The following is a 19,598-nucleotide window of genomic DNA, read 5'->3' on the forward strand; positions in this document are numbered from 1 at the left end:
TTATTTTTTTAATCTATCTTTATCAACCTTATATAGTCGAGCATAGCTCTGTTGATTCCTACATTCATATTGTTGTTCCAGAGTTCAAATTTTAATTGGAGTTGATTGTTGCCTTTTTTTAAATTGAGAACCAAACTATTCGAAAATCCCCAATCGGACCACTCTTCCTGTCCTCTCTGCGGAAAAACAAAGGAACCGATATATTTATCACCCAAATATAAGCTTCTGATAGCACACTTGTTATCAGTATTCCATGGACCGGAACCATTGGAATATCTGAAATCAACCAGATATTTTCCATCTTCGTCTACAGACACATTCATTGGCAGCGTTTGATTTAGATCATTGGAGATTTCTACAAAACCATCTGCTGTGTGACCTGAATACATTCGGTTTGACTTTTGAGCGAACCGTTCCATTTGAAATGTGCTCAAACTTGCTTCAGGTGCGATGAGCAATGGTTCGCTGATGAAAGATTCATAACCTTCAGTATCTATAGCACTGACACTAAACTCTGCAGGTTCATTGGTATTTATTTTTATACTGTTATTTTCTGTTTTTGCCCACTCTTGTCCGTTTCTGTATATTTTGTAGTGAATAGCATTAGGTATTGGCGGCCAGGAAATTTCATTGTCATTTCGGACCAATACCGGATTAGGAAGAGAAAAGTGGTTTTGGGTAAGGTGGAAACCTTGTTGATCGAAAGCAATATTGTCCATTTCGATTTCAATGTTGATGGTGCCTGTTGCGGTGGACTCTATGTATGCATTTGCCATCTTGTGGCCATTTATTTTGAAAGAACTGATGTTTTTACCAAAACCAATAACCTTGATGTTGAGTGTTGCATTTCGGTATTTGAATCCTGACAACGTTTTTACACCGTCATAGGAACGAGGAATGACCGGACAGAATTTTATGCCATTAACACCAAATGTCATACCCATAAATACTCTGTGTACCATTGCGATATTGCCAGCCATACTCCACAGCATTCTGTCAGAATTGATCTCTGTACCCTTAAAATCACCTGAGTGTGCCACGAAATTTTCATAATTGGAGAGAAATAGTCCACCAGCACGATAAATGGATGCCAGTCCCTGATTTAATGCTTTTTCGTTACCTGTTTTGGCGGCGGCGAGATTCCAGTATGACTGTACAAATGGCCACACAGCATTGTTGTGATACGGTGGTATGCCTGGTATCTGTGGATAGATACAACTTGCTCCGTAAGCTGTAATTGGAGACATGGAGATAATCTGAGCAGCACGTTCACTATCTGCTACATCAAATATGATAGCAAGGGCTTCACCGAGTGCTTCAAATCTGTCCGACCTGATTAATTCTTTCCGTCCGTATCTGAATTGAGCATAATATCCCTTTTCCGGCATCCACAGTTGAGCATTGATGGCTTTTTTTATACTTTCTGCGCTTTGTTCATATATTTCAGCAGGCTCGCCAAGGACAGATGCCATCGAAGCCAGGATCTTATGGGCCTGATAATGAACGACGTTTGTACCTAAATTTTCGGAAGTGTAAATATCTGCATTGTTCATCCATTTGGGATAGGTTTGTTCTCTCCAGTCCAGGAAAGACGACTCGCCCTTATACAGTCCTGATGGTGCCGCGAGAGTAAAGTAGTCATCATCGAGACTGTTTTTTATGATGCCATATGTTTGCCTGAGCCATTCTTTATCTCCGGTGACTTTATAAATTTCCCATGCTGCCAGTGCCCAGGTAGTACGATCTGATGAAACTGGCCAGGCACCACCAGAGCCGGTATCCTGAATAATTCTGCCCCTATTGACTTTTTTCATCAGACTGATTTTGGCTATTTCAGGCTCGTGGTACGCAAATGCCAGAAATATGCTGTATGAAATATCTCTGGTCCATACACCGCTCCACTTGGCACCGGTGCGCAATGTACTGTCGGGTTCTATGTTTTTTTTGGCTTCTTCAAGGGACAGATTATAAAGAGCATCCACGATAGGCTGATCTGACTTGTATGTGGGTTTGTCATGGGTATTCCATGTTTTTTTCCAGTGTGCTTCAGTTGCCTGGTCATAAGAATATGGATTCATATTCAGCGTGATAGTGTAGATGTGATTTTCGCCGGATGGCAAGAGTTTCAATCCTTTGCCACTCAAGCCTACAAAATCCCAACTCAATGGTTCCGAACCTCCGGCTATATAAAATCCTTTAAAGTCTGATTTGGCGATTCTGGTTCCATTATGCGTTTCGTAGTACCCTTTTTGGTCAAATTGTTCCATCACAGGAGTCATATCAACTCTGAAAGTATAGGAATGATTGGGTTTCAGATATGTGGTAGGTCGTTCATCGCTGCGGACAGGCATCTCACCAAATTTGAAGATGGGTGACTCGTGGTCATCATCAGCGATCACTACCTGATGGTCCACACCGAAGGGAAGTTCATTATCTTTTTCGTTGATAGAAAATTTAAAGCTAACCATCCTGGAGTAGGTGTCACTTGCCGGACTCTTGTAGTTGGAACTGATATGTTCTGATGAATGTACTTTTGACAGATTGTTTCCCTGAATGACTTCACCTTTCTTAAGGGTAAATGCGTCAGAAGAGTATAGAATTTCCGATGGCATAATTATTCTTTTTGTCTGGCAGGATGCCATTATTATAGTGGTCAATAAAATGATGATTCTGTTCATGTATGATATTTATTACAAAATTGAAAAGCAAAACGCAGCTATGAAAATAACTTTATCCTTCATGATTTCATGATGATCAATATACCACTAATTTTTTAACAAGACTACCTTGTTTACTATCCGCCTTAATAAAATAGATGCCTTGCGGAATGAGAGAAATGTCATTGACTTCGTTAATCGACAGTTCAGCCACCATTTTTCCTGATATATTAAACAATCTGATAGCAGGGAAGTCTATATCTGATGATATAAATACCTGATTACCTGCGGGGTTTGGAAAAATATTTAATTTTACATCATTCAAAACAACTTGCCCAAGAGATGATATAGTGTCTGCCTTAAATGTAGTATTGTAAAACACAAGTCCGCCACGTTCGTTCCCTACTGCCATTTCATAATATCCATCCCCATCAATATCTGCAAGCGATGAAGTAACTTTCCTGCCTTGTTTGATATTACCGGTGAGTTCATGGAGTTTTTTGAATCCTGAATAGAGATTGCCTTCTATCTCATGGTAAGTGATGAAACCTGCATCTTCTGTACCCATGATCATATGGAGTTTATTGCCGGACTTAAAGAAGAACGGTGCTCCATTTTGAGTAGGAAAGTCATTGGCTGGATGGATTTTGCCAGCTTGTCGGGTATTAGGGAGGATTTCAGCTTCCGGTTTAAATTTTGGAGTGGAAGCAGTTCCTATATTTTTGAAAAAGTTGAGTTCATTATTTTTTTCACCGATGACTAAGTCTTTTAAACCATCATTATCAAGGTCTATTATCTGGGGTTTTGCATTCTGTCCTACAAATATTTCACTGAAAAAGTATTGAGCTGTACCAAATGTCATTGGTTTTCCTTTGCCTGCAGTATTGAATGCAAGATATAATTGGCCTCGTGCATCTCCGACCACAAGATCATCATCTCCATCCTGATCTATGTCACCCAATGCCGGAGCGAATCTGCCCGTTTGGTCCCCAAATTTTGAAAAAGACAAGTAATCTTCATCAGTGATATTGTACTTTGCTTGCGCAGTTGTTCCGGTATTTAGTAGAAGTGCCATTCTGTTTCTTCGTGCTCCATTTTTGAGTTGGACACCTCCTGTACCCATGATGATATCCATCAATCCATCTCCATTGACATCCCCAAATGCAGGATGTGAGGCACTGTTGAAATATGCCATTTCATCTATCAAAAAGTTATTCTTAAAAAACTTGAAATCAGGTGCGCTGTCAGTACCTGCGTTTTTATATAACCATACATGATTTTCAGATTCTGCAGAATTGATTTCATTGGGTGTGACGATGAGTTCTCTCTTTCCGTCAGCATCTACATCTACATAATATGCCCCAAGAAAATAGTCAAGATTTGCGGGGACATCACTGACCGGGAAATTATTTTCAAGCTTTGTCATATGTGCATTGGCAAGACTGCCACCGTTAAACAATCTTGTCAGTTTAGGACTTCCTATATCTCCAATGATGATGTCCATATCTCCATCGCCATCATTGTCAAATACAGCTATGGATGATCCGGAATGTCTCAAGCCGGTATTGGTGGTAGTAAGTCCGGTTGAACAACTGAATCCACTGGAGCTTAAGGAGATTGTTTCGTTAAATTGGTTTTCAGCAAATTTTCCCCAACAAATATCCTGCCTGATATATTTCAATGAATCCAACCCTAGTTTTTCTTCCACACTTACATTCTTATAAAACGAAGCATAACTACCATCTGCTTCAAAAGATATGATGTCCAGGTCGCCATCACCATCCACGTCAGCAATGGCTGGCATATCTATGGAGCTTACATATATCTGAGTATAGTTATTGGATATGGGGAACATCAATATTTCCGGCAAACCATAATTAAAAGTAATCAATCTGAAAGTATATCGGCCGCTTTGGTCTCTTGAACCTCGCCATACTTCAATACACCCTGGATATTTGCCGGATGCAGTAAAAACGTCCATCACTCCATCTGCATTAAAATCTCTTAATAAGGCCCAGTTCCGCATAGTTGGAAAGATGGAAATGTACTCAGGGGCAAACCTAAAATCTATGGTGCCCACCGCACCTGTTTTTACAAATGGTAAAACCTGATCGCCATTTCGGTCAAATACAAATAAATCATTTTTTCCGTCATTATTGAAATCAATGTTGGAAAACTGCCCGGCTCTCAATCCTCCTGTAAACGGGAATTTCAATTCTTTACCTCCCGAATATACAGGGATGTCCAGCCTGTCAAAATTTTGACCATTCGATGGTAATATAACACATAATGTTAAAAAAATCGTGACTATAGACAGAATGCTCTTTCCTGGCATATCAAAAAGTTTTTGATACTCTATAAACGTATAAAAAACCAAAATGATTGTTTTAAATTAAGTTTTATCAAAACATCAGACTGGAAGCTAACTCATGAGAGCTTCCAATTCAATTGCTGTATTTTCTTATCACAGAGAGCATAGCATCATTAGGTAATTCGTTGATAGGATAGAGTTTCATTAACTCAATAAAATCTCTTGTGATATTTTCACTAAAGCCTAAGCTGAATGCCAGTTTGAAGATAGATCGCTCTTCATCACTATTGATTTTTGAATCAGCATTGATCACAAACAGGAGATGGTACAATATATTCATTCTTTCCTGTTCATTTTGATGCAGAAGGATATTGCGGTGAAATTCCGTATTTTGGTAGGTCTTTATGAGTTCCGGCTCAAGTTTTGCCAACCTGCAGAAATATTTCAAATAGCTGAATTCTTCATCCTGTAGAGGAGGTCGGCATTTGTCATTTTTACCAGTAACTGTAAAATAGTTCGGTTTTTTTCATCAGTCGATAGATTATTCCAAAACATTTTTTATTTTAATTTTATTTTTGATTGTAAATATAATTACTTTGTACAAATTTTCAAAAATTAAAGTCACAAAACAGTAATATGAGGAGTAAAATTGCGGGTATTGGCCACTATGTTCCGGAAAGAATAGTCAAAAATGAAGAATTGGCCAAACACATGGATACATCTAATGAATGGATTATAGAAAGGACGGGTATTGAAGAAAGGAGATATGCCCTAAAACATGAGGAAACTCCCACTACAATGGGTGTCATAGCTTCAAAAATAGCTATCGAAAGAGCTGGTATACAACCCGAAGATGTTGATTTTATTATTTTTGCCACATTAAGTCCGGACTATTATTTTCCTGGCTGCGGTGTTTTATTGCAAAGAGCATTAGGGATTACAAAAACGGAAATTGGTGCTTTGGATATCCGAAATCAGTGTTCCGGGTTCGTGTACGGACTTTCGGTTGCGGATCAGTTTATCAGGTCAGGAATGTATAAAAATATTCTCTTGGTTGGTTCAGAAATGCATTCAATGGGCCTTGATTTTTCTGACGAGGGTAGGGCAGTGACTGTGATTTTTGGAGATGGTGCCGGTGCCGTCGTTTTGCAGCCGACTGAAGATGAAGGCAAAGGCGTATTGGTCACTTGCCTGCATTCAGATGGCACTCATGCTGAGGAATTGGCTATGATCAACCCTGGATCTCATGGAGGTTATCATCTAGGTACAGAAAAATATGGGTATCCTCCACAAGACACACTTGGAGGTGTATTTGTCACACAAAAGATGGTGGATGACAATCTCCTTACACCGAATATGACCGGACAATTGGTATTCAAAACAGCAGTTGTCAAATTTCCTGAAGTGATCAAAGAGGCCCTTGCAAAAACAGGGTTGACATCTGAAGATATTGATCTTCTTGTGCCGCATCAGGCAAACTTGCGTATCAGCCAGTTTGTTCAAAAAGTAATGCGACTTCCTGATGAAAAAGTCATCAATAATATACAAAAATACGGAAATACGACAGCAGCTTCTATACCTATCGCATTGAGCGAAGCGTGGGAAAACGGCAGAGTCAAAGATGGAGATCTTATATGTCTGGCTGCGTTTGGGAGTGGATTTACATGGGGCAGTGCGCTGATAAGATGGTAAAATTGCAAGATTTGTAAATGAAAGTAGATATCCTTGCTATAGGAGTGCATCCTGATGATATAGAGTTGTGTGCTGCGGGAACCTTGATTCGACATTTGGATCTCGGCTATTCGATAGCATTATGCGATCTTACTCAAGGCGAATTGGGTACCAGAGGGAATGGCACGCTCCGTTTAAAAGAAGCAGAAATTGCCAGAAAAATCTTTGGCGATCAGGTACCAAGGGTCAATCTGGGTATGGCGGATGGATTTTTTACTCATGACGAACATCACATTTTAAGAATTGCGAAAGTCATCCGGCTTTTCCTGCCGGAAATAGTATTGTGCAATGCTGTTTCTGACAGACACCCTGACCCCGGCAGAGCTTCAAAACTTATCAGTGATGCATGTTTTTTTCAGGCTTGAGAAAGATAAAAACCACTGGACGCGATGGTATCGAACAAAATGCCTGGAGACCAAAGGCTGTGTACCATTACATACAGGATAGAAATCTTAAAGCTGATCTTGTGGTGGACATTTCAGCATATATGGATAAGAAACTGGAGACTATCATGGCCTACAGCTCACAATTTTTCAATCCGGATTCAGACGAACCTTCCACTCCGATTTCCGGCAATGACTTCATTGAATTTATCAAAGCAAAAAACAGGACATATGCACGCGATATAGGTACTGAATATGCGGAAGGGTTTACCGTCGAAAGGACGATAGGGGTCAATAATTTATTTGATCTTTTTTGATACTGATGATTACTTTTTAGTACCCTTAAAATCGCAATCATCTGTAAGTTTATATCCCGCCGGAATCGTAATAAAACCACCCAAAGTAGTTGGCTCCTTAGTGGTGAGTTCCAATGTGATGACACCTGTCAGGATTTTATTATCAGTGCTGATTTTAAGTTTTGTTTTGACTTTTCCTTCCACCAACACCTGAGCATCTCCGCCTCCCGGGACAACATCTCCTACTTTTACTTTTAAATTGGTCAAGGTGGCATCTACAGACATGGTATCTTTTGTCAATTTACCCATTACCGGCAGCGGTCCAATTGTAGATTCTATGATGATATTGACTTCATCTTTTTTGATCAATTCAGTTACATTCAATTGTGCCATAGTAAACACTGCTGCGAAAGATCCTTTACATTTAAATTCACCGTTATACTCCCCAAGAAATCTTTTCTGATAAGTACATGTTGAATTATCCACAGCGGCCTGTGCATTAAAATTATCACCAAGTGGGTCTGTACAGCCTGATATGACTTCAGGATGTTTATTACATGCCAGAAAAATAGTTGAAACTGTGAAAATCAGAATTGCGAATTGTTTGAGGTTTGCATTCATATCAACTTTTATTTTATGTTTACTTCTACAAAGATATGCTTTATTTTTTATTTTCAAGCATGTTAACATAATTAAGGTCTCCTATTCTGAATCGGAATGGAATCCTGCTCCTGACTTCTATTTTGTGTTCGAGTTTGCAGAAAAAAGGTAAGTTGTCGGCTTTAAACTTTACATTTGCAAATCCGGTATTGCTGATAGCAGACATCTGAGGTCTAAACGATAGCCATTCCCTCATATGTGTTGTATCAGTTTCTTTATATTTTTGATAAGTTTGAGCATTGGCATGATATCCAAGTGAAAAACCCATCACACATATCAAAAAAAAGATCCATTGTATCCATCTTTTGTTATTCTTCATTGGGCACTCTTTGTTTCCATTTTTCTTTTTTACTTCCCTCGTACATCTCGTATTTACAGAATAAGGATGGAATTTCACCATTCAGCAGGGCCTTTTTCGATGAAGGTCTGAGTCCCACATGCTTCAAAGCATCAAGATGACCTGAAATAATCCATGCAGTACAATTTTTAAACGACATTTTCAGTTTGTCACCTATATGTTTGTAAAAATCTGTAACATCGTCCTCTTTTAGTCTGGCATCATAGGGCGGGTTGAAAATTAAGGTAGTGTTTTGTGCACCATCATGGTAAAAAAATCATTTTGTTCCATTTTAATCAGATCACTTAGCCCTGCTTCTGCAATATTGACCATAGCTGCCTGGACAGCTGATTTAGTCTTATCTTCACCTGAGATGGGTGGCAAGTTGGTGTGAATTATTCCATTTAAGGCATTATTACAGACTTGTTGGTACAACTCAGAATTAAAATTTTTCCATTTCATGAAAGTGAAATTTCTGTCTAATTTCTGAGGTGGACGATTGGATGCTATCATGGCAGCTTCACACAGAATCGTACCCGAGCCGCACATGGGATCTATTAACGGAGATTTTTTGTCCCACCCTGAAAGCAAGATCAGACCGGCAGCGAGAACCTCATTCAAAGGTGCATCCACATGATTTTTTCTATATCCCCGCATATGCAGTGACGAACCACTGCTGTCCAAACTTATGGTCACGATGTTTTGGCGTATATGAACATTGATTTTTAAATCAGGGCTTTTAACATCCACACTCGGTCTTTTTCCATATTTGTCTCTGAATCTGTCAGCGATGGCATCTTTAGCCTTGAGTGCTATATAGTTGGCATGTCGGAACTGATCCGAATTGACTATAGAATCAATGGCAAAAGTGTCATCAACTCCTAAGTAATCTTCCCAAGGCATATCTTTAATCTCGGTGTATAATTCAGCTTCATTCTTTATTGAAAATTCCCTGATAAATACTAATACCCGAAGGCATGTTCTCAAAAGAAGATTGGATTTGTATAAAATGGACAGATCGCCCTGGTATGTGACAGCTCTTTTTAGAATTTGAATGTCTTCTGCACCTATAGACTCCAGTTCAGTTGCAAGAACATGTTCCAGATTTTCAAGGGTTTTAGCTATTATTTTCAATATATGGATTTTTGAACGGGATTAGATATTATCCTCCACATTCTTTCTTTAGTTCGATCATCAATGTATGCCATAGATCTTTGACTTCCTGTACTTCATCTGCATTGCAAAAGTCCGTGATCTCGAGTATGGTTTCATTAGTGATGTCTGATTTATACATTCTGAATTCAAGAAACTCGCTACGATCATCAGCATCATCCCATACAAATCGCACTCTTTCATCTTCGATATCATCTACGAGGGTGGCTGATTCACTACTTCCTTGCCAGTAAAAAGTATACGCATCATTAGTAATATCCACCTCAATACAGTACCATCTTACGAGACACGCAGGGGTTGTCACAAAATTGTAAATTATCGTAGGTGACGCCCTGAAAATAAACTCCATATCCAATCTTTCCCTTTTCATCGTGGTGAATTACTTCTTTTATAGTTTTAAATAAAGGCGCAATAAAAAATAAATTTTCCAATTGTCAAAACAAAAGAACTTTTTTTGCAAATAATTAATTATTATTGTCTTATACATCTTGTTTTAAAAACTATTTTTTCTTAAGCAATGTTATTATTTTCTATAATAGTCAAAATTGATATCAAGAAAAGTGAAAATAATGTTATCTTTGCGGCTCTTTTTAAAAATCCTTACTCACAAGTGTATTAAATACTCATAATGAGACAGTTAAAAATAACAAAGTCAATTACTAACAGAGAGAGTCAGTCTCTTGAAAAATATCTACAGGAAATCGGTAAAGTCGACCTATTGACTCCTGAAGAAGAAGTTGATCTCGCACAGAAAATTAAGGAAGGGGATCAGGAAGCATTAGAAAGACTGACTAAAGCCAATCTGCGTTTTGTGGTTTCGGTAGCTAAACAATATCAAAATCAGGGCTTATCGCTAAGTGATCTTATCAATGAAGGCAATTTAGGATTAATCAAAGCAGCACAGAGATTTGACGAAACCCGTGGATTTAAATTTATATCTTATGCTGTTTGGTGGATTCGCCAGTCTATCCTTCAGGCCCTTGCAGAGCAATCCAGAATCGTGAGGCTACCGCTCAATAAAGTGGGGTCATTAAATAAAATAAACAGAGCATTTTCTGAACTCGAGCAAGAGTTTGAAAGAGAACCTTCTCCGGAAGAGCTAGCTGAATTGCTGGAAATACCTACTGAAGAAGTAGAAACTACATTGGGTGTAGCCGCGAGACATGTTTCTATGGATGCACCTTTTATCGATGGGGAAGACAACTCACTACTCGATGTGCTGGAAAATAACAGTACTCCGGATACGGATTCAGCGCTGGAATATAAAGAATCATTGAGAAGAGAGATCGAACGGTCACTCAATACGCTGACAGACAGGCAGGCAGATGTTATAAAATTATATTTTGGTATAGGAATAGAACATCCTATGTCGCTTGAAGATATCGGTGATAAATTCGGACTTACCAGAGAAAGAGTTCGTCAAATCAAAGATAAAGCCATCAATAAGCTAAGATCAGTCAACAGAAGCAAATTGTTGAAAAACTATTTGGGAGCATAATGACATAGCCCGTCTGTAATCATGAATGGACGACTGGATAATTTTTCGATCTTCTAATTCGAAATTATTCATTGGATTTTTCCAAATGATCATTGTGAAAATCAATTGGTCAAACACACACTTATAATCTTGTTTTCCAAATATTTAAATACTTTATTCAAAGAAGAATACAGCTGTATCAATTCTTTTATTTAAAATATACAATTGAGCATTTGACATTTACTCAATATTTAGATTAAATTTGCTGTGTTCAAAATGTCTAAATTCAGGTGTTGGATAATATCATATTATATTTCGAAAGTATATCCCCCGTTCAGGGAGCATTTTTGGCCACTTTGTTTACATGGGCTTTGACTGCTTTAGGAGCGTCTTGTGTATTTTTTTTTAGAACCATGAATAGAACCTTTTTGGATGGCACTTTGGGTTTTACAGGTGGTGTGATGGTTGCCGCCAGTTTTTGGAGCCTGCTTGCGCCTGCCATTGAAATGAGTCCCGGCGAAGGATTTGTCAAAGTGATGCCATCTTCAATTGGTTTTTTTCTGGGAGCTCTTTTTATCTTTAGTTTAGATAAGACTTTACCGCACTTACATATCAATTTTAAGGAATCAGAGGGAGTGAAATCTCCCTGGCAAAAGACCACTCTGCTTGTTCTGGCCATCACATTGCACAATATTCCGGAAGGACTCGCCATAGGAGTATTGTTTGGTGGTGTTGCTGCAGGTATACCTGAAACATCAATCACAGCTGCTGTCATTCTGGCCTTGGGTATTGGAATTCAAAACTTTCCTGAAGGTATAGCTGTCTCCATGCCATTGAAACGTATGGGCATGTCAAATTCCAAGAGTTTCCTTTATGGGCAATCTTCTGCATTGGTTGAACCTGTTGCGGCTGTAATCGGCGCTTTAGCAGTTCATTTTTTTATTCCTATATTGCCATATGCTTTGGCATTTGCTGCGGGAGCTATGATTTTTGTAGTAGTTGAAGAGGTGATTCCCGAAACACAATTGGCCAATAATACGGATATCGCTACCCTTGGGTTTATATTAGGGTTTATCATTATGATGACATTAGATGTAGCTTTGGGATGATAGAACGGGATAAAAATAGTTTAAGGCAAAAATTGAAATTGTTCAGTGATGAACTCATTAACGAAATCTACACAAAATCAAAAATAATAGATGTTCCTGCAGGTACTCAGATACTTCGATTGGGACAGTATGTAAAGGTATTGCCTATAGTACTTTCAGGAAGAGTCAAAGTTTTTGCTTACGGAGACGAAAAGGAATTTCTTCTTTATTATATCAAAGAAAATGAAAGTTGTATCATGTCATTTTCAGCATTACTAAATAATGATGTAAGTAAGATTTGCGCTATAACCGAAGACACTACCACTATCCTGACTTTGCCAGGCGAAGATGTATTGAAGTGGACTAAAAAATTTCCTGAATTCAATCATTTTTATCTAAAATACTATCAACACAAGTATGATGATCTGCTTGAAACACTCAGACAGGTAGTTTTTGAAAAATTGGACACAAGGATACTTAAATACCTGAGCGAAAGATCTAAAATATCGGGTAACGAAGGAGTTAGAGTCACACATAAAGAGATTTCATCAGATTTGGGTACATCCCGGGAAGTGGTGACGCGCATCATCAAAAAGCTTGAAACAGAACAATATATCAAAATTGAAAAAAATTTTATAAAAATTCTTTAGTTGTGATAATTGTCACAAGAATTAAGAGTACTAAATGTCTAAATTTGTATTTGAAATCATTTATTAACCATTTAAATTCTTTTGAATCATGACAAAAAATATGGGAGGCACTGATAAAATCATCAGACTCGGACTTGCAGCTGTAATTGCTTTTTTTATATTATAACGGCACCATCAGCGGTACTCTAGGAATAGTACTCGGTATCCTGGCAATAGTTTTTGCGTTGACAAGCCTGATAAGTTTCTGTCCGCTCTATCCTCTCTTGGGAATAAATACCTGCAAGAAATATATCCGATATTCTGTTAGAAAATTATTAAAAATTTTTCTAAATAATTGCGTAATTTAATGTAAATATGTCGTGTTAATAGTCTTATTGAAAAAATAAAATATTTAAACTAAAATTTGACAATTAATATGGCATTTCAATTTACAGACACTAATTTTCAGGAATCAGCCTTAGCAGGTGGTGTATCAGTAGTAGATTTTTGGGCAGAATGGTGTGGCCCCTGTCGCCTCATTGGACCTATTATCGATGATTTATCCACTCAATATGAGGGTAAAGCTACTATTGGCAGAGTCAATGTTGACGGAAATCCTGAGATCTCAATGAAATACGGCATAAGAAGCATACCGACCATTTTGATAATTAAAGATGGTCAGGTCGTAGATAAGCAGGTAGGAGTCACTACCAAAGCAGCTTTGGAAGCAAAATTAGCTGCACATTTATAACATACCCTTAATTCAGGGAATAAAAGATCTTTGTCATTTACATGGCAAAGATTTTTTTTTTCATAAGAACAGGAATCATTTCAATTCATATTTACTTTTTCTTTTTTTTCAAATCGTACATTTATTTTTAGTAGTGAAATTGTATTTTTGAAATATCAACTTCACAAATTAACAGGGATTTATAGTACCTTTGTTACCTTTTAGTACCTTATAAATGAAAGTAAAAAGAGTCATATTGATAGTATTGGATAGTGTAGGGATAGGTGCACTACCTGATGCAAAGGCATATGGAGACGAGGGCAGCAACACGTTGGGACATATTGCAGCAAAGGTTTCCAATCTTCACATACCCCATTTAATCCAGCTTGGTTTAGGCAATATTGATGAAAAAAATGCATTAATTAAAACAGCGAAACCTATAGGGGCATATGGTAAAGCTGCGGAAGTTTCATCAGGTAAAGATACTACTACCGGACATTGGGAAATTGCCGGGTCAGTACTATCTGTGCCTTTCCCCACATTTGTAGATGGCTTTCCGGAGTCGTTTATTGCTGCATTTGAAAAAGCTATAGGCATCCAAACCTTGGGGAATTACGCTGCTTCCGGAACTGTCATTATCAATGATCTTGGAGATAAACATATAGAGACAGGATATCCTATTGTTTATACATCTGCAGACAGTGTTTTTCAAATTGCTATGCACGAAGACATCATTCCTATCGCGAAGCAGTATGAAATATGTAGTATTGCAAGAAAGATGCTGACAGGAGACTTGAAGGTTGGAAGGGTGATAGCCCGGCCATTTATTGGCAGTTCTGGAAGATACACAAGAACAAACAACCGGAAAGACTTTGCGGTACTTCCACCAGACAACCTTCTCACAGCTGTCGAAAAGGATGGTAAGACAGTCCTGGGTATCGGAAAGATTTATGATATTTTTGCTGGTAAAAATGTAACCCAATCCATCAAAACAGCCAATAATCATGAAGGTATCATTACCACCATAAACTCCATAACTAAAAAATCAGAAGGTCTTATTTTTACCAATCTTGTAGATTTTGACATGATCTACGGTCATAGAAGGGATGTATCTGGATATGCAGCTTGCCTTGAAGAGTTTGATAAGTGCCTTCCGGACATCATGGGGTCGATGTTTGATGATGATGTTTTGATCATCACGGCAGACCACGGCAATGACCCCACGTGGTCTGGCTCAGATCATACAAGAGAATATATACCTGTCATCGTATACGGTAAAAGTATAAAACCTGGGATAAATTTTGGAGTGAGAAATTCATTTGCAGATATTGCCGGCACTATCGCTGATATTTTAGGCATAGAATTTGAGACAGTAGGATTGAGTTTTAAAGATATAATTTATTTGACGTAGGTTTCACACATCAGAAATCCGTAACCCAATTATAAAAATAATAACACATTGCTGGATTTAATTAAAAAGAAGAGGAACGGGGAAGTGCTCAGTTCTGACGAAATAAAGGAGATCGTTGAGGGTTTTGTTTTGGGGCATATTCCGGATTATCAAGTGGCTGCATGGTTGATGGCAGTATATTTCAGAGGTCTTAATGATCAGGAGACTGCTTATTTGACTGATGCCATGATGCGTTCCGGTGATTTAATAGATCTATCTTCGATTCCGGGAATCAAAATTGATAAACACAGTACAGGCGGTGTTGGAGACAAGACAACTTTAGTACTGGCTCCTTTGGTGGCTGCAGCAGGTGTGCCAATAGCAAAAATGTCAGGAAGGGGATTGGGGCATACAGGAGGCACATTAGATAAACTGGAGTCAATTCCGGGTTTTAATGTGGATATGACAGCTAAACATTTTTGCGACCTTGTCAAAAAACATGGTATTGCTATCTGTAGCCAGAATTCGAGATTAGTTCCGGCTGATAAAAAATTATACGCTTTGAGGGACGTGACAGGGACGGTGGACAATATTTCCCTAATCGCTTCCAGTGTCATGAGTAAAAAACTGGCTTGTGGTGCTGACGGAATTGTAATAGATCTAAAGATTGGTGATGGGGCTTTCATAAAAACCATTGAAGATGCCAGCAAACTGGCTGAAATAATGCTTTCTACAGCAAAAAATATGGGCAGAAAACTTGTTGCAGTGGTGACTGACATGGAAGAACCCCTTGGGTATGCTATTGGCAATTCCTTAGAAGTGATTGAAGCTATAAAAACTTTGAAAGGACAGGGACCTGCTGATCTGACAGAATTGTGCCTCGAACTTGGGGCACAGATGATGGTGTTAGGTGAAAAAGCTGATAGCGCGGCTTATGCAAAAAAACAACTCAGAGCATTGTTGGAAAATGGAAAGGCCTTTGAAAAATTTGTAGAACTGGTCGAAATCCAAGGCGGCAATGTTCAATATATCCTTCACACAGATCATTTCAAAAAATCAAAATATAAATCTGAGTTCAGGGCTACTTTCAATGGATTTGTCAAACACCTTAATGCCATGGAAATTGGTTTGGCTTCGGTAAATCTTGGAGCCGGAAGGGAAACTAAAGAAAGTGAGATAGATCATAGTGCAGGAATAGAATTATTAAAAAAAGTGGGCGATAAAATAACTGAAGGTGATGTACTCGCAGTTTTACATTGTAATGATGAAAAATTATTTATAAACGCCTTGGAACATATGCAAAAGGCTTATACCTTTAGCACTGTAAAACCTGGTGAAACGCCATTGATAAGAAGCATAATAGCTTAATGACCATAAAAAATGAAATGATGACAGTCAAATCTAAAGAAAAAAAGATTATCATAGAGTCTAAGACAAAAATTCATATCATGCGCAACGATGGCATTCCATTTGATGCATCGCTTATTGAGCATATCAATATCAACAAAAGTGCCGTAGAGCGAAGGGCCGCTACCATAGGTACACGAAGAACTGTCAAAAAAGAATGGCAGGCAGCATGGCTTTTGAAAGCTATTTCCTGTATGGATCTGACGACATTGGCAGGCGATGACACCAGAGGAAATGTACTGAGACTGTGTGCTAAAGCCAAAAACCCTGTGCGAAAAGACCTTTTGGAGGCAATGGGTATGCAGGATGCCAACATCACCACCGGAGCGGTCTGTGTGTATCACAATTTGATACCATATGCAGTTGATGCCTTAAAAGGAAGCAATATACCTATAGCGGCCGTATCCACCGGCTTTCCGGCTGGTCAGATATCAATGGAACAAAAGCTAAAGGAAATTCAGATGTCAGTTGCAGCAGGTGCATCAGAGATAGACATCGTGATCAGCAGGGCTCTGGTATTGCAATCAGATTGGAAAGGATTGTACGATGAAATTGCCGCATTCAGAAAAGCATGCGGTCATGCGCATATGAAAACGATACTTGCCACGGGAGAAATCCCTACACTGACCAAGGTGGCCAAAGCAAGTATGGTGGCTATGATGGCAGGATCAGATTTTATCAAGACCAGCACAGGTAAGGAGTCAGTCAATGCTACATTACCTGTCAGTCTTGTCATGATAAGAGCGATTAGGGAGTATCTTGCACTTACAGGTTTCAAAGTAGGCTACAAACCTGCAGGAGGCATAGCGAAGGCAAAGGACGCACTCAATTATCTCATCTTGATGAAGGAAGAATTAGGCAACGAATGGCTTGAACCTGAATTATTCAGATTTGGTGCCAGCAGCCTTTTGGGCGACATTGAAAGACAGCTGGAACATTTTGTTACAGGCAGATATTCAGCTTCTTACAGACATCCTATGGCCTGACAAGCTAAAATTATTTACAAAAACTCAACCATGCCAACAAAAAAATCCCTGACTCACTGCACTAAGATATTAAAGGATCTGGTCGGTTTTCAAATATTAGGAGGACAATCCAATCTTGAAATCATAGATTATATCATGGCTATTCTGCTTGAAAAAGGAATAGAATACCACTTGGTGCCCAATAAAGAACTCACAAAAACATCGCTCTTATGCAGGATCGGACCTGCAGCGGATGGCGGAGTTATCCTGTCAGGCCATACCGATGTGGTCCCTGTGGCCGGACAGGCATGGACTACAAGACCATTTCATCTTACAAAAAAGGAAGATAAATTGTATGGCCGCGGGTCGTGTGATATGAAAGGTTTTTTGTCTTGTTGTCTTGCTTCAATTGATTTATTTAAAAATTCAGGATTAAAAAAACCCATCTATTTTGCTTTTTCATATGATGAAGAGATCGGATGCCTTGCCGGCGAAGAACTGGCTGCAGCGGTACATAAAATATACAAAGAAAAACCTGCTTATGCTATCATAGGCGAACCTTCGATGATGCAACCTGTAGTAGGGCAAAAAGGCATATGTGTCCTTGAAACTACAGTAAACGGCTCTGCGGGACATTCCAGCCGGATCAGAAGTGAAGTGAGCGCCATTCATGTATGTGCACGATTGATCCAATGGCTTGAAAACAAAATGGATCAGTATGCTCATGGTAATATTACAGACAATAGATTTAATCCACCACACACTTCCATCCATGTAGGTAAAATATATGGTGGAATAGCTCCCAATGTCATAGCCGATAGATGTACTTTTTACTGGGATGTCAGAGTGATACCCGGGCATAATGTGTATGATGTCATTCAGGAGTTTGCAGAATATTGCAGATCAGTGGAAGAAGAGTTAAGACCTAAGTTTCAGGGATTTGCTATTCATACTAATGAAGACCATCCGCCTGTCCCACCTTTGGGAACCCCTAATGAAGCATCGGTAGTCAACTTAATAGAAAAAATCACAGACAATCATGAGCTGCAAACAGTGGCTTATGCTGCAGAAGCGGGACAATTTAGTAATGAAGGATTTGAAACGGTCATCTGTGGACCAGGTGATATAGCTCAAGCCCATCGCGCAGATGAGTTTATTGCTATAGATCAACTTGAAAAATGTCTTCACATGCTGGAAAACCTGGCGCAAGAATTCAGTAAATGATTTGGTCAACTATATCCCATTATAATAGCATTTGACTTAGGGTATGCTTAAATTTTTATCGCTCCAAAATCAATGTATTATGAACCTGACTTCAAAATAATCGCCTTATTTAAATCACCTGCCAGCCTATTATCATAGTTGTCAGGTAGGATAAATGCGTTGATTTTTTTATTGTACGAACCATAATCTATTGATTTACAACTAAGGAAAATTTTAAACATATTCTTAATCGAAGAGCTAAACACCACTTTTTAAATAAAAAAAACAAGGTAAAAAGGCTAAAGGAAATCAACCTTATGCCCTGTTTATTTCATATTTACTCTATTTGCCTTATTGCGTCTTCCTGATATTTAATCCGAATAAACCAAGCTTCACGCCTGTCTGGATGGTCAGACCACTCAGTTGGGTATTGGTCAGATTGACTACAGAAGTATTGCTATCAGCATTATGAATATTGATTCTGTATCCAGCTCCGACAAAAAGCTTTCCGTATCTGAAGAGGTTCAGGTCCAAATGAATTGCGGGTTGGACAAATGCAAAACGAGTTGAATTTATACTATGCTTACGATACCCAATTCTTTTATCATCATGTCCAAACCTACTACCATCACCATAGTGTATAGTTGCATTTATCGAATCTACAGATGCATTACCATACCCCGATGTAAGAGGAATAGAAATATGAACCAATTTGTGAGGAGTAAAAGAATATTCAGCTCTTGCCCCTATACTCCGATATTGGAGTCGCAGGGCTTGATTTACATTGATATCTGTGGGGGTGAAATTTCTTTGATTGGTGATCATAGTGGCTCCTAATGCAAACTTCTTATTGATGATAGCCATCAATGAGCCTCCTCTCATTCCTGTGAATTCTCCTGCCAATTGACCGTATTGTACTTCCGGAGCTATGTAAAGTCCGAGCGTGTTGATTTTGAAATTGGAAAAAAGTGTTTTGGTAGTATCACTGCTCACATTTACATTTTCTGTAACTTGTGCATTCGAGTTGGTATAGGCTAAGATGAAAAATGCAGCGCTAAGTGCTATTAAAAATCTTTTTAACATGGATATAAATTTTAAAATTTGTAATGAAAATTGAATACCACAACAATACGCATCATCAATGGAAATGGTGTGGTGTGG

At 38.6% G+C, this 19,598-nt stretch carries 16 protein-coding genes and 3 pseudogenes; 11 read left to right on the top strand and 8 right to left on the bottom strand.

The genetic code is table 11. The features are described from left to right. Positions 1–8 precede the first annotated feature (8 nt). The 3 genes from IPK35_09685 to IPK35_09695 all read right to left on the bottom strand — a co-directional run bounded on the left by IPK35_09685 (position 9) and on the right by IPK35_09695 (position 5,398). Positions 9–2,678 carry a glycogen debranching protein gene (locus tag IPK35_09685; protein ID MBK8053524.1) on the bottom strand — a complete coding sequence of 890 codons (2,670 nt, stop codon included), beginning with the start codon at positions 2,676–2,678 and terminating at the stop codon, positions 9–11. 76 nt (positions 2,679–2,754) lie between these two features. Beyond that, the gene (locus IPK35_09690) at positions 2,755–4,992 is read right to left on the bottom strand and encodes a T9SS type A sorting domain-containing protein (GenBank protein MBK8053525.1); all 2,238 of its coding nucleotides are present in this window, start codon (positions 4,990–4,992) and stop codon (positions 2,755–2,757) included. A 109-nt stretch (positions 4,993–5,101) separates the two neighbouring features. Then, on the bottom strand, positions 5,102–5,398 hold the full coding sequence (locus tag IPK35_09695) for a hypothetical protein (GenBank protein MBK8053526.1): 297 nt from the start codon (positions 5,396–5,398) through the stop codon (positions 5,102–5,104). 206 nt (positions 5,399–5,604) lie between these two features. On the opposite strand from IPK35_09695, the gene IPK35_09700 reads away from it, so the two are divergent. Both IPK35_09700 and bshB1 read left to right on the top strand, forming a co-directional pair. Further along, the gene (locus tag IPK35_09700) at positions 5,605–6,660 is read left to right on the top strand and encodes a ketoacyl-ACP synthase III (GenBank protein ID MBK8053527.1); all 1,056 of its coding nucleotides are present in this window, start codon (positions 5,605–5,607) and stop codon (positions 6,658–6,660) included. A 17-nt stretch (positions 6,661–6,677) separates the two neighbouring features. Continuing rightward, positions 6,678–7,399: pseudogene (gene bshB1 / locus IPK35_09705) on the top strand (bacillithiol biosynthesis deacetylase BshB1). A gap of 9 nt (positions 7,400–7,408) precedes the next feature. On the opposite strand, the gene IPK35_09710 reads toward bshB1, so the two are convergent. From IPK35_09710 to IPK35_09725, 4 genes and pseudogenes are all read right to left on the bottom strand, one after another. Further along, complete coding sequence (locus IPK35_09710) at positions 7,409–7,999, bottom strand: hypothetical protein (protein ID MBK8053528.1); 591 nt, start codon at positions 7,997–7,999, stop codon at positions 7,409–7,411. Between the two features lie 40 nt (positions 8,000–8,039). Beyond that, on the bottom strand, positions 8,040–8,357 hold the full coding sequence (locus tag IPK35_09715) for a hypothetical protein (GenBank protein ID MBK8053529.1): 318 nt from the start codon (positions 8,355–8,357) through the stop codon (positions 8,040–8,042). After that, positions 8,347–9,518, bottom strand: a pseudogene (locus tag IPK35_09720) (class I SAM-dependent RNA methyltransferase). The gene IPK35_09715 and the pseudogene IPK35_09720 overlap by 11 nt, the downstream one beginning before the upstream one ends. Positions 9,519–9,537: 19 nt before the next feature. Then, entirely contained in the window at positions 9,538–9,918 is a 381-nt protein-coding gene (locus tag IPK35_09725; protein MBK8053530.1) for an activator of HSP90 ATPase 1 family protein, read from the bottom strand. A 258-nt stretch (positions 9,919–10,176) separates the two neighbouring features. On the opposite strand from IPK35_09725, the gene IPK35_09730 reads away from it, so the two are divergent. The 9 genes and pseudogenes from IPK35_09730 to argE all read left to right on the top strand — a co-directional run bounded on the left by IPK35_09730 (position 10,177) and on the right by argE (position 18,458). Continuing rightward, positions 10,177–11,046, top strand: coding sequence for a sigma-70 family RNA polymerase sigma factor (locus tag IPK35_09730; protein ID MBK8053531.1), 870 nt, complete (start codon positions 10,177–10,179; stop codon positions 11,044–11,046). 269 nt (positions 11,047–11,315) lie between these two features. Next, positions 11,316–12,134, top strand: coding sequence for a ZIP family metal transporter (locus IPK35_09735; protein ID MBK8053532.1), 819 nt, complete (start codon positions 11,316–11,318; stop codon positions 12,132–12,134). Between the two features lie 32 nt (positions 12,135–12,166). After that, complete coding sequence (locus tag IPK35_09740; protein ID MBK8053533.1) at positions 12,167–12,763, top strand: Crp/Fnr family transcriptional regulator; 597 nt, start codon at positions 12,167–12,169, stop codon at positions 12,761–12,763. Positions 12,764–12,851: 88 nt separating this feature from the next. Next, positions 12,852–13,110 (top strand): annotated as a pseudogene (locus IPK35_09745) (DUF2892 domain-containing protein). A gap of 68 nt (positions 13,111–13,178) precedes the next feature. Continuing rightward, positions 13,179–13,493 (top strand): thioredoxin, encoded by a 315-nt coding sequence (gene trxA, locus IPK35_09750; GenBank protein ID MBK8053534.1) that lies wholly within the window; start codon positions 13,179–13,181, stop codon positions 13,491–13,493. Between the two features lie 214 nt (positions 13,494–13,707). After that, the gene (locus tag IPK35_09755; protein ID MBK8053535.1) at positions 13,708–14,883 is read left to right on the top strand and encodes a phosphopentomutase; all 1,176 of its coding nucleotides are present in this window, start codon (positions 13,708–13,710) and stop codon (positions 14,881–14,883) included. Positions 14,884–14,931: 48 nt separating this feature from the next. Beyond that, positions 14,932–16,230 (top strand): pyrimidine-nucleoside phosphorylase, encoded by a 1,299-nt coding sequence (locus tag IPK35_09760; GenBank protein MBK8053536.1) that lies wholly within the window; start codon positions 14,932–14,934, stop codon positions 16,228–16,230. Next, entirely contained in the window at positions 16,230–17,255 is a 1,026-nt protein-coding gene (gene deoC / locus IPK35_09765; GenBank protein ID MBK8053537.1) for a deoxyribose-phosphate aldolase, read from the top strand. Before IPK35_09760 ends, deoC begins: the two co-directional genes overlap by 1 nt. Before the next feature lie 30 nt (positions 17,256–17,285). Then, positions 17,286–18,458, top strand: coding sequence for an acetylornithine deacetylase (argE, locus tag IPK35_09770; GenBank protein ID MBK8053538.1), 1,173 nt, complete (start codon positions 17,286–17,288; stop codon positions 18,456–18,458). Between the two features lie 330 nt (positions 18,459–18,788). Here the strand turns inward: argE and IPK35_09775 are convergent, their stop codons facing one another. Continuing rightward, positions 18,789–19,520 (bottom strand): hypothetical protein, encoded by a 732-nt coding sequence (locus IPK35_09775; protein ID MBK8053539.1) that lies wholly within the window; start codon positions 19,518–19,520, stop codon positions 18,789–18,791. Between the last annotated feature and the right edge of the window lie 78 nt (positions 19,521–19,598).

This window comes from Saprospiraceae bacterium (genome assembly GCA_016713025.1).
Lineage (GTDB): Bacteria > Bacteroidota > Bacteroidia > Chitinophagales > Saprospiraceae > OLB9.

Coding starts and splice junctions, on each gene's coding strand:
- IPK35_09685 (MBK8053524.1), bottom strand. CDS start 2,678: ATGAACAGAATCATCATTTTATTGACCACTATAATAATGGCATCCTGC.
- IPK35_09690 (MBK8053525.1), bottom strand. CDS start 4,992: ATGCCAGGAAAGAGCATTCTGTCTATAGTCACGATTTTTTTAACATTA.
- IPK35_09700 (MBK8053527.1), top strand. CDS start 5,605: ATGAGGAGTAAAATTGCGGGTATTGGCCACTATGTTCCGGAAAGAATA.
- IPK35_09710 (MBK8053528.1), bottom strand. CDS start 7,999: ATGAATGCAAACCTCAAACAATTCGCAATTCTGATTTTCACAGTTTCA.
- IPK35_09715 (MBK8053529.1), bottom strand. CDS start 8,357: ATGAAGAATAACAAAAGATGGATACAATGGATCTTTTTTTTGATATGT.
- IPK35_09725 (MBK8053530.1), bottom strand. CDS start 9,918: ATGAAAAGGGAAAGATTGGATATGGAGTTTATTTTCAGGGCGTCACCT.
- IPK35_09730 (MBK8053531.1), top strand. CDS start 10,177: ATGAGACAGTTAAAAATAACAAAGTCAATTACTAACAGAGAGAGTCAG.
- trxA (MBK8053534.1), top strand. CDS start 13,179: ATGGCATTTCAATTTACAGACACTAATTTTCAGGAATCAGCCTTAGCA.
- IPK35_09755 (MBK8053535.1), top strand. CDS start 13,708: ATGAAAGTAAAAAGAGTCATATTGATAGTATTGGATAGTGTAGGGATA.
- deoC (MBK8053537.1), top strand. CDS start 16,230: ATGACCATAAAAAATGAAATGATGACAGTCAAATCTAAAGAAAAAAAG.
- argE (MBK8053538.1), top strand. CDS start 17,286: ATGCCAACAAAAAAATCCCTGACTCACTGCACTAAGATATTAAAGGAT.
- IPK35_09775 (MBK8053539.1), bottom strand. CDS start 19,520: ATGTTAAAAAGATTTTTAATAGCACTTAGCGCTGCATTTTTCATCTTA.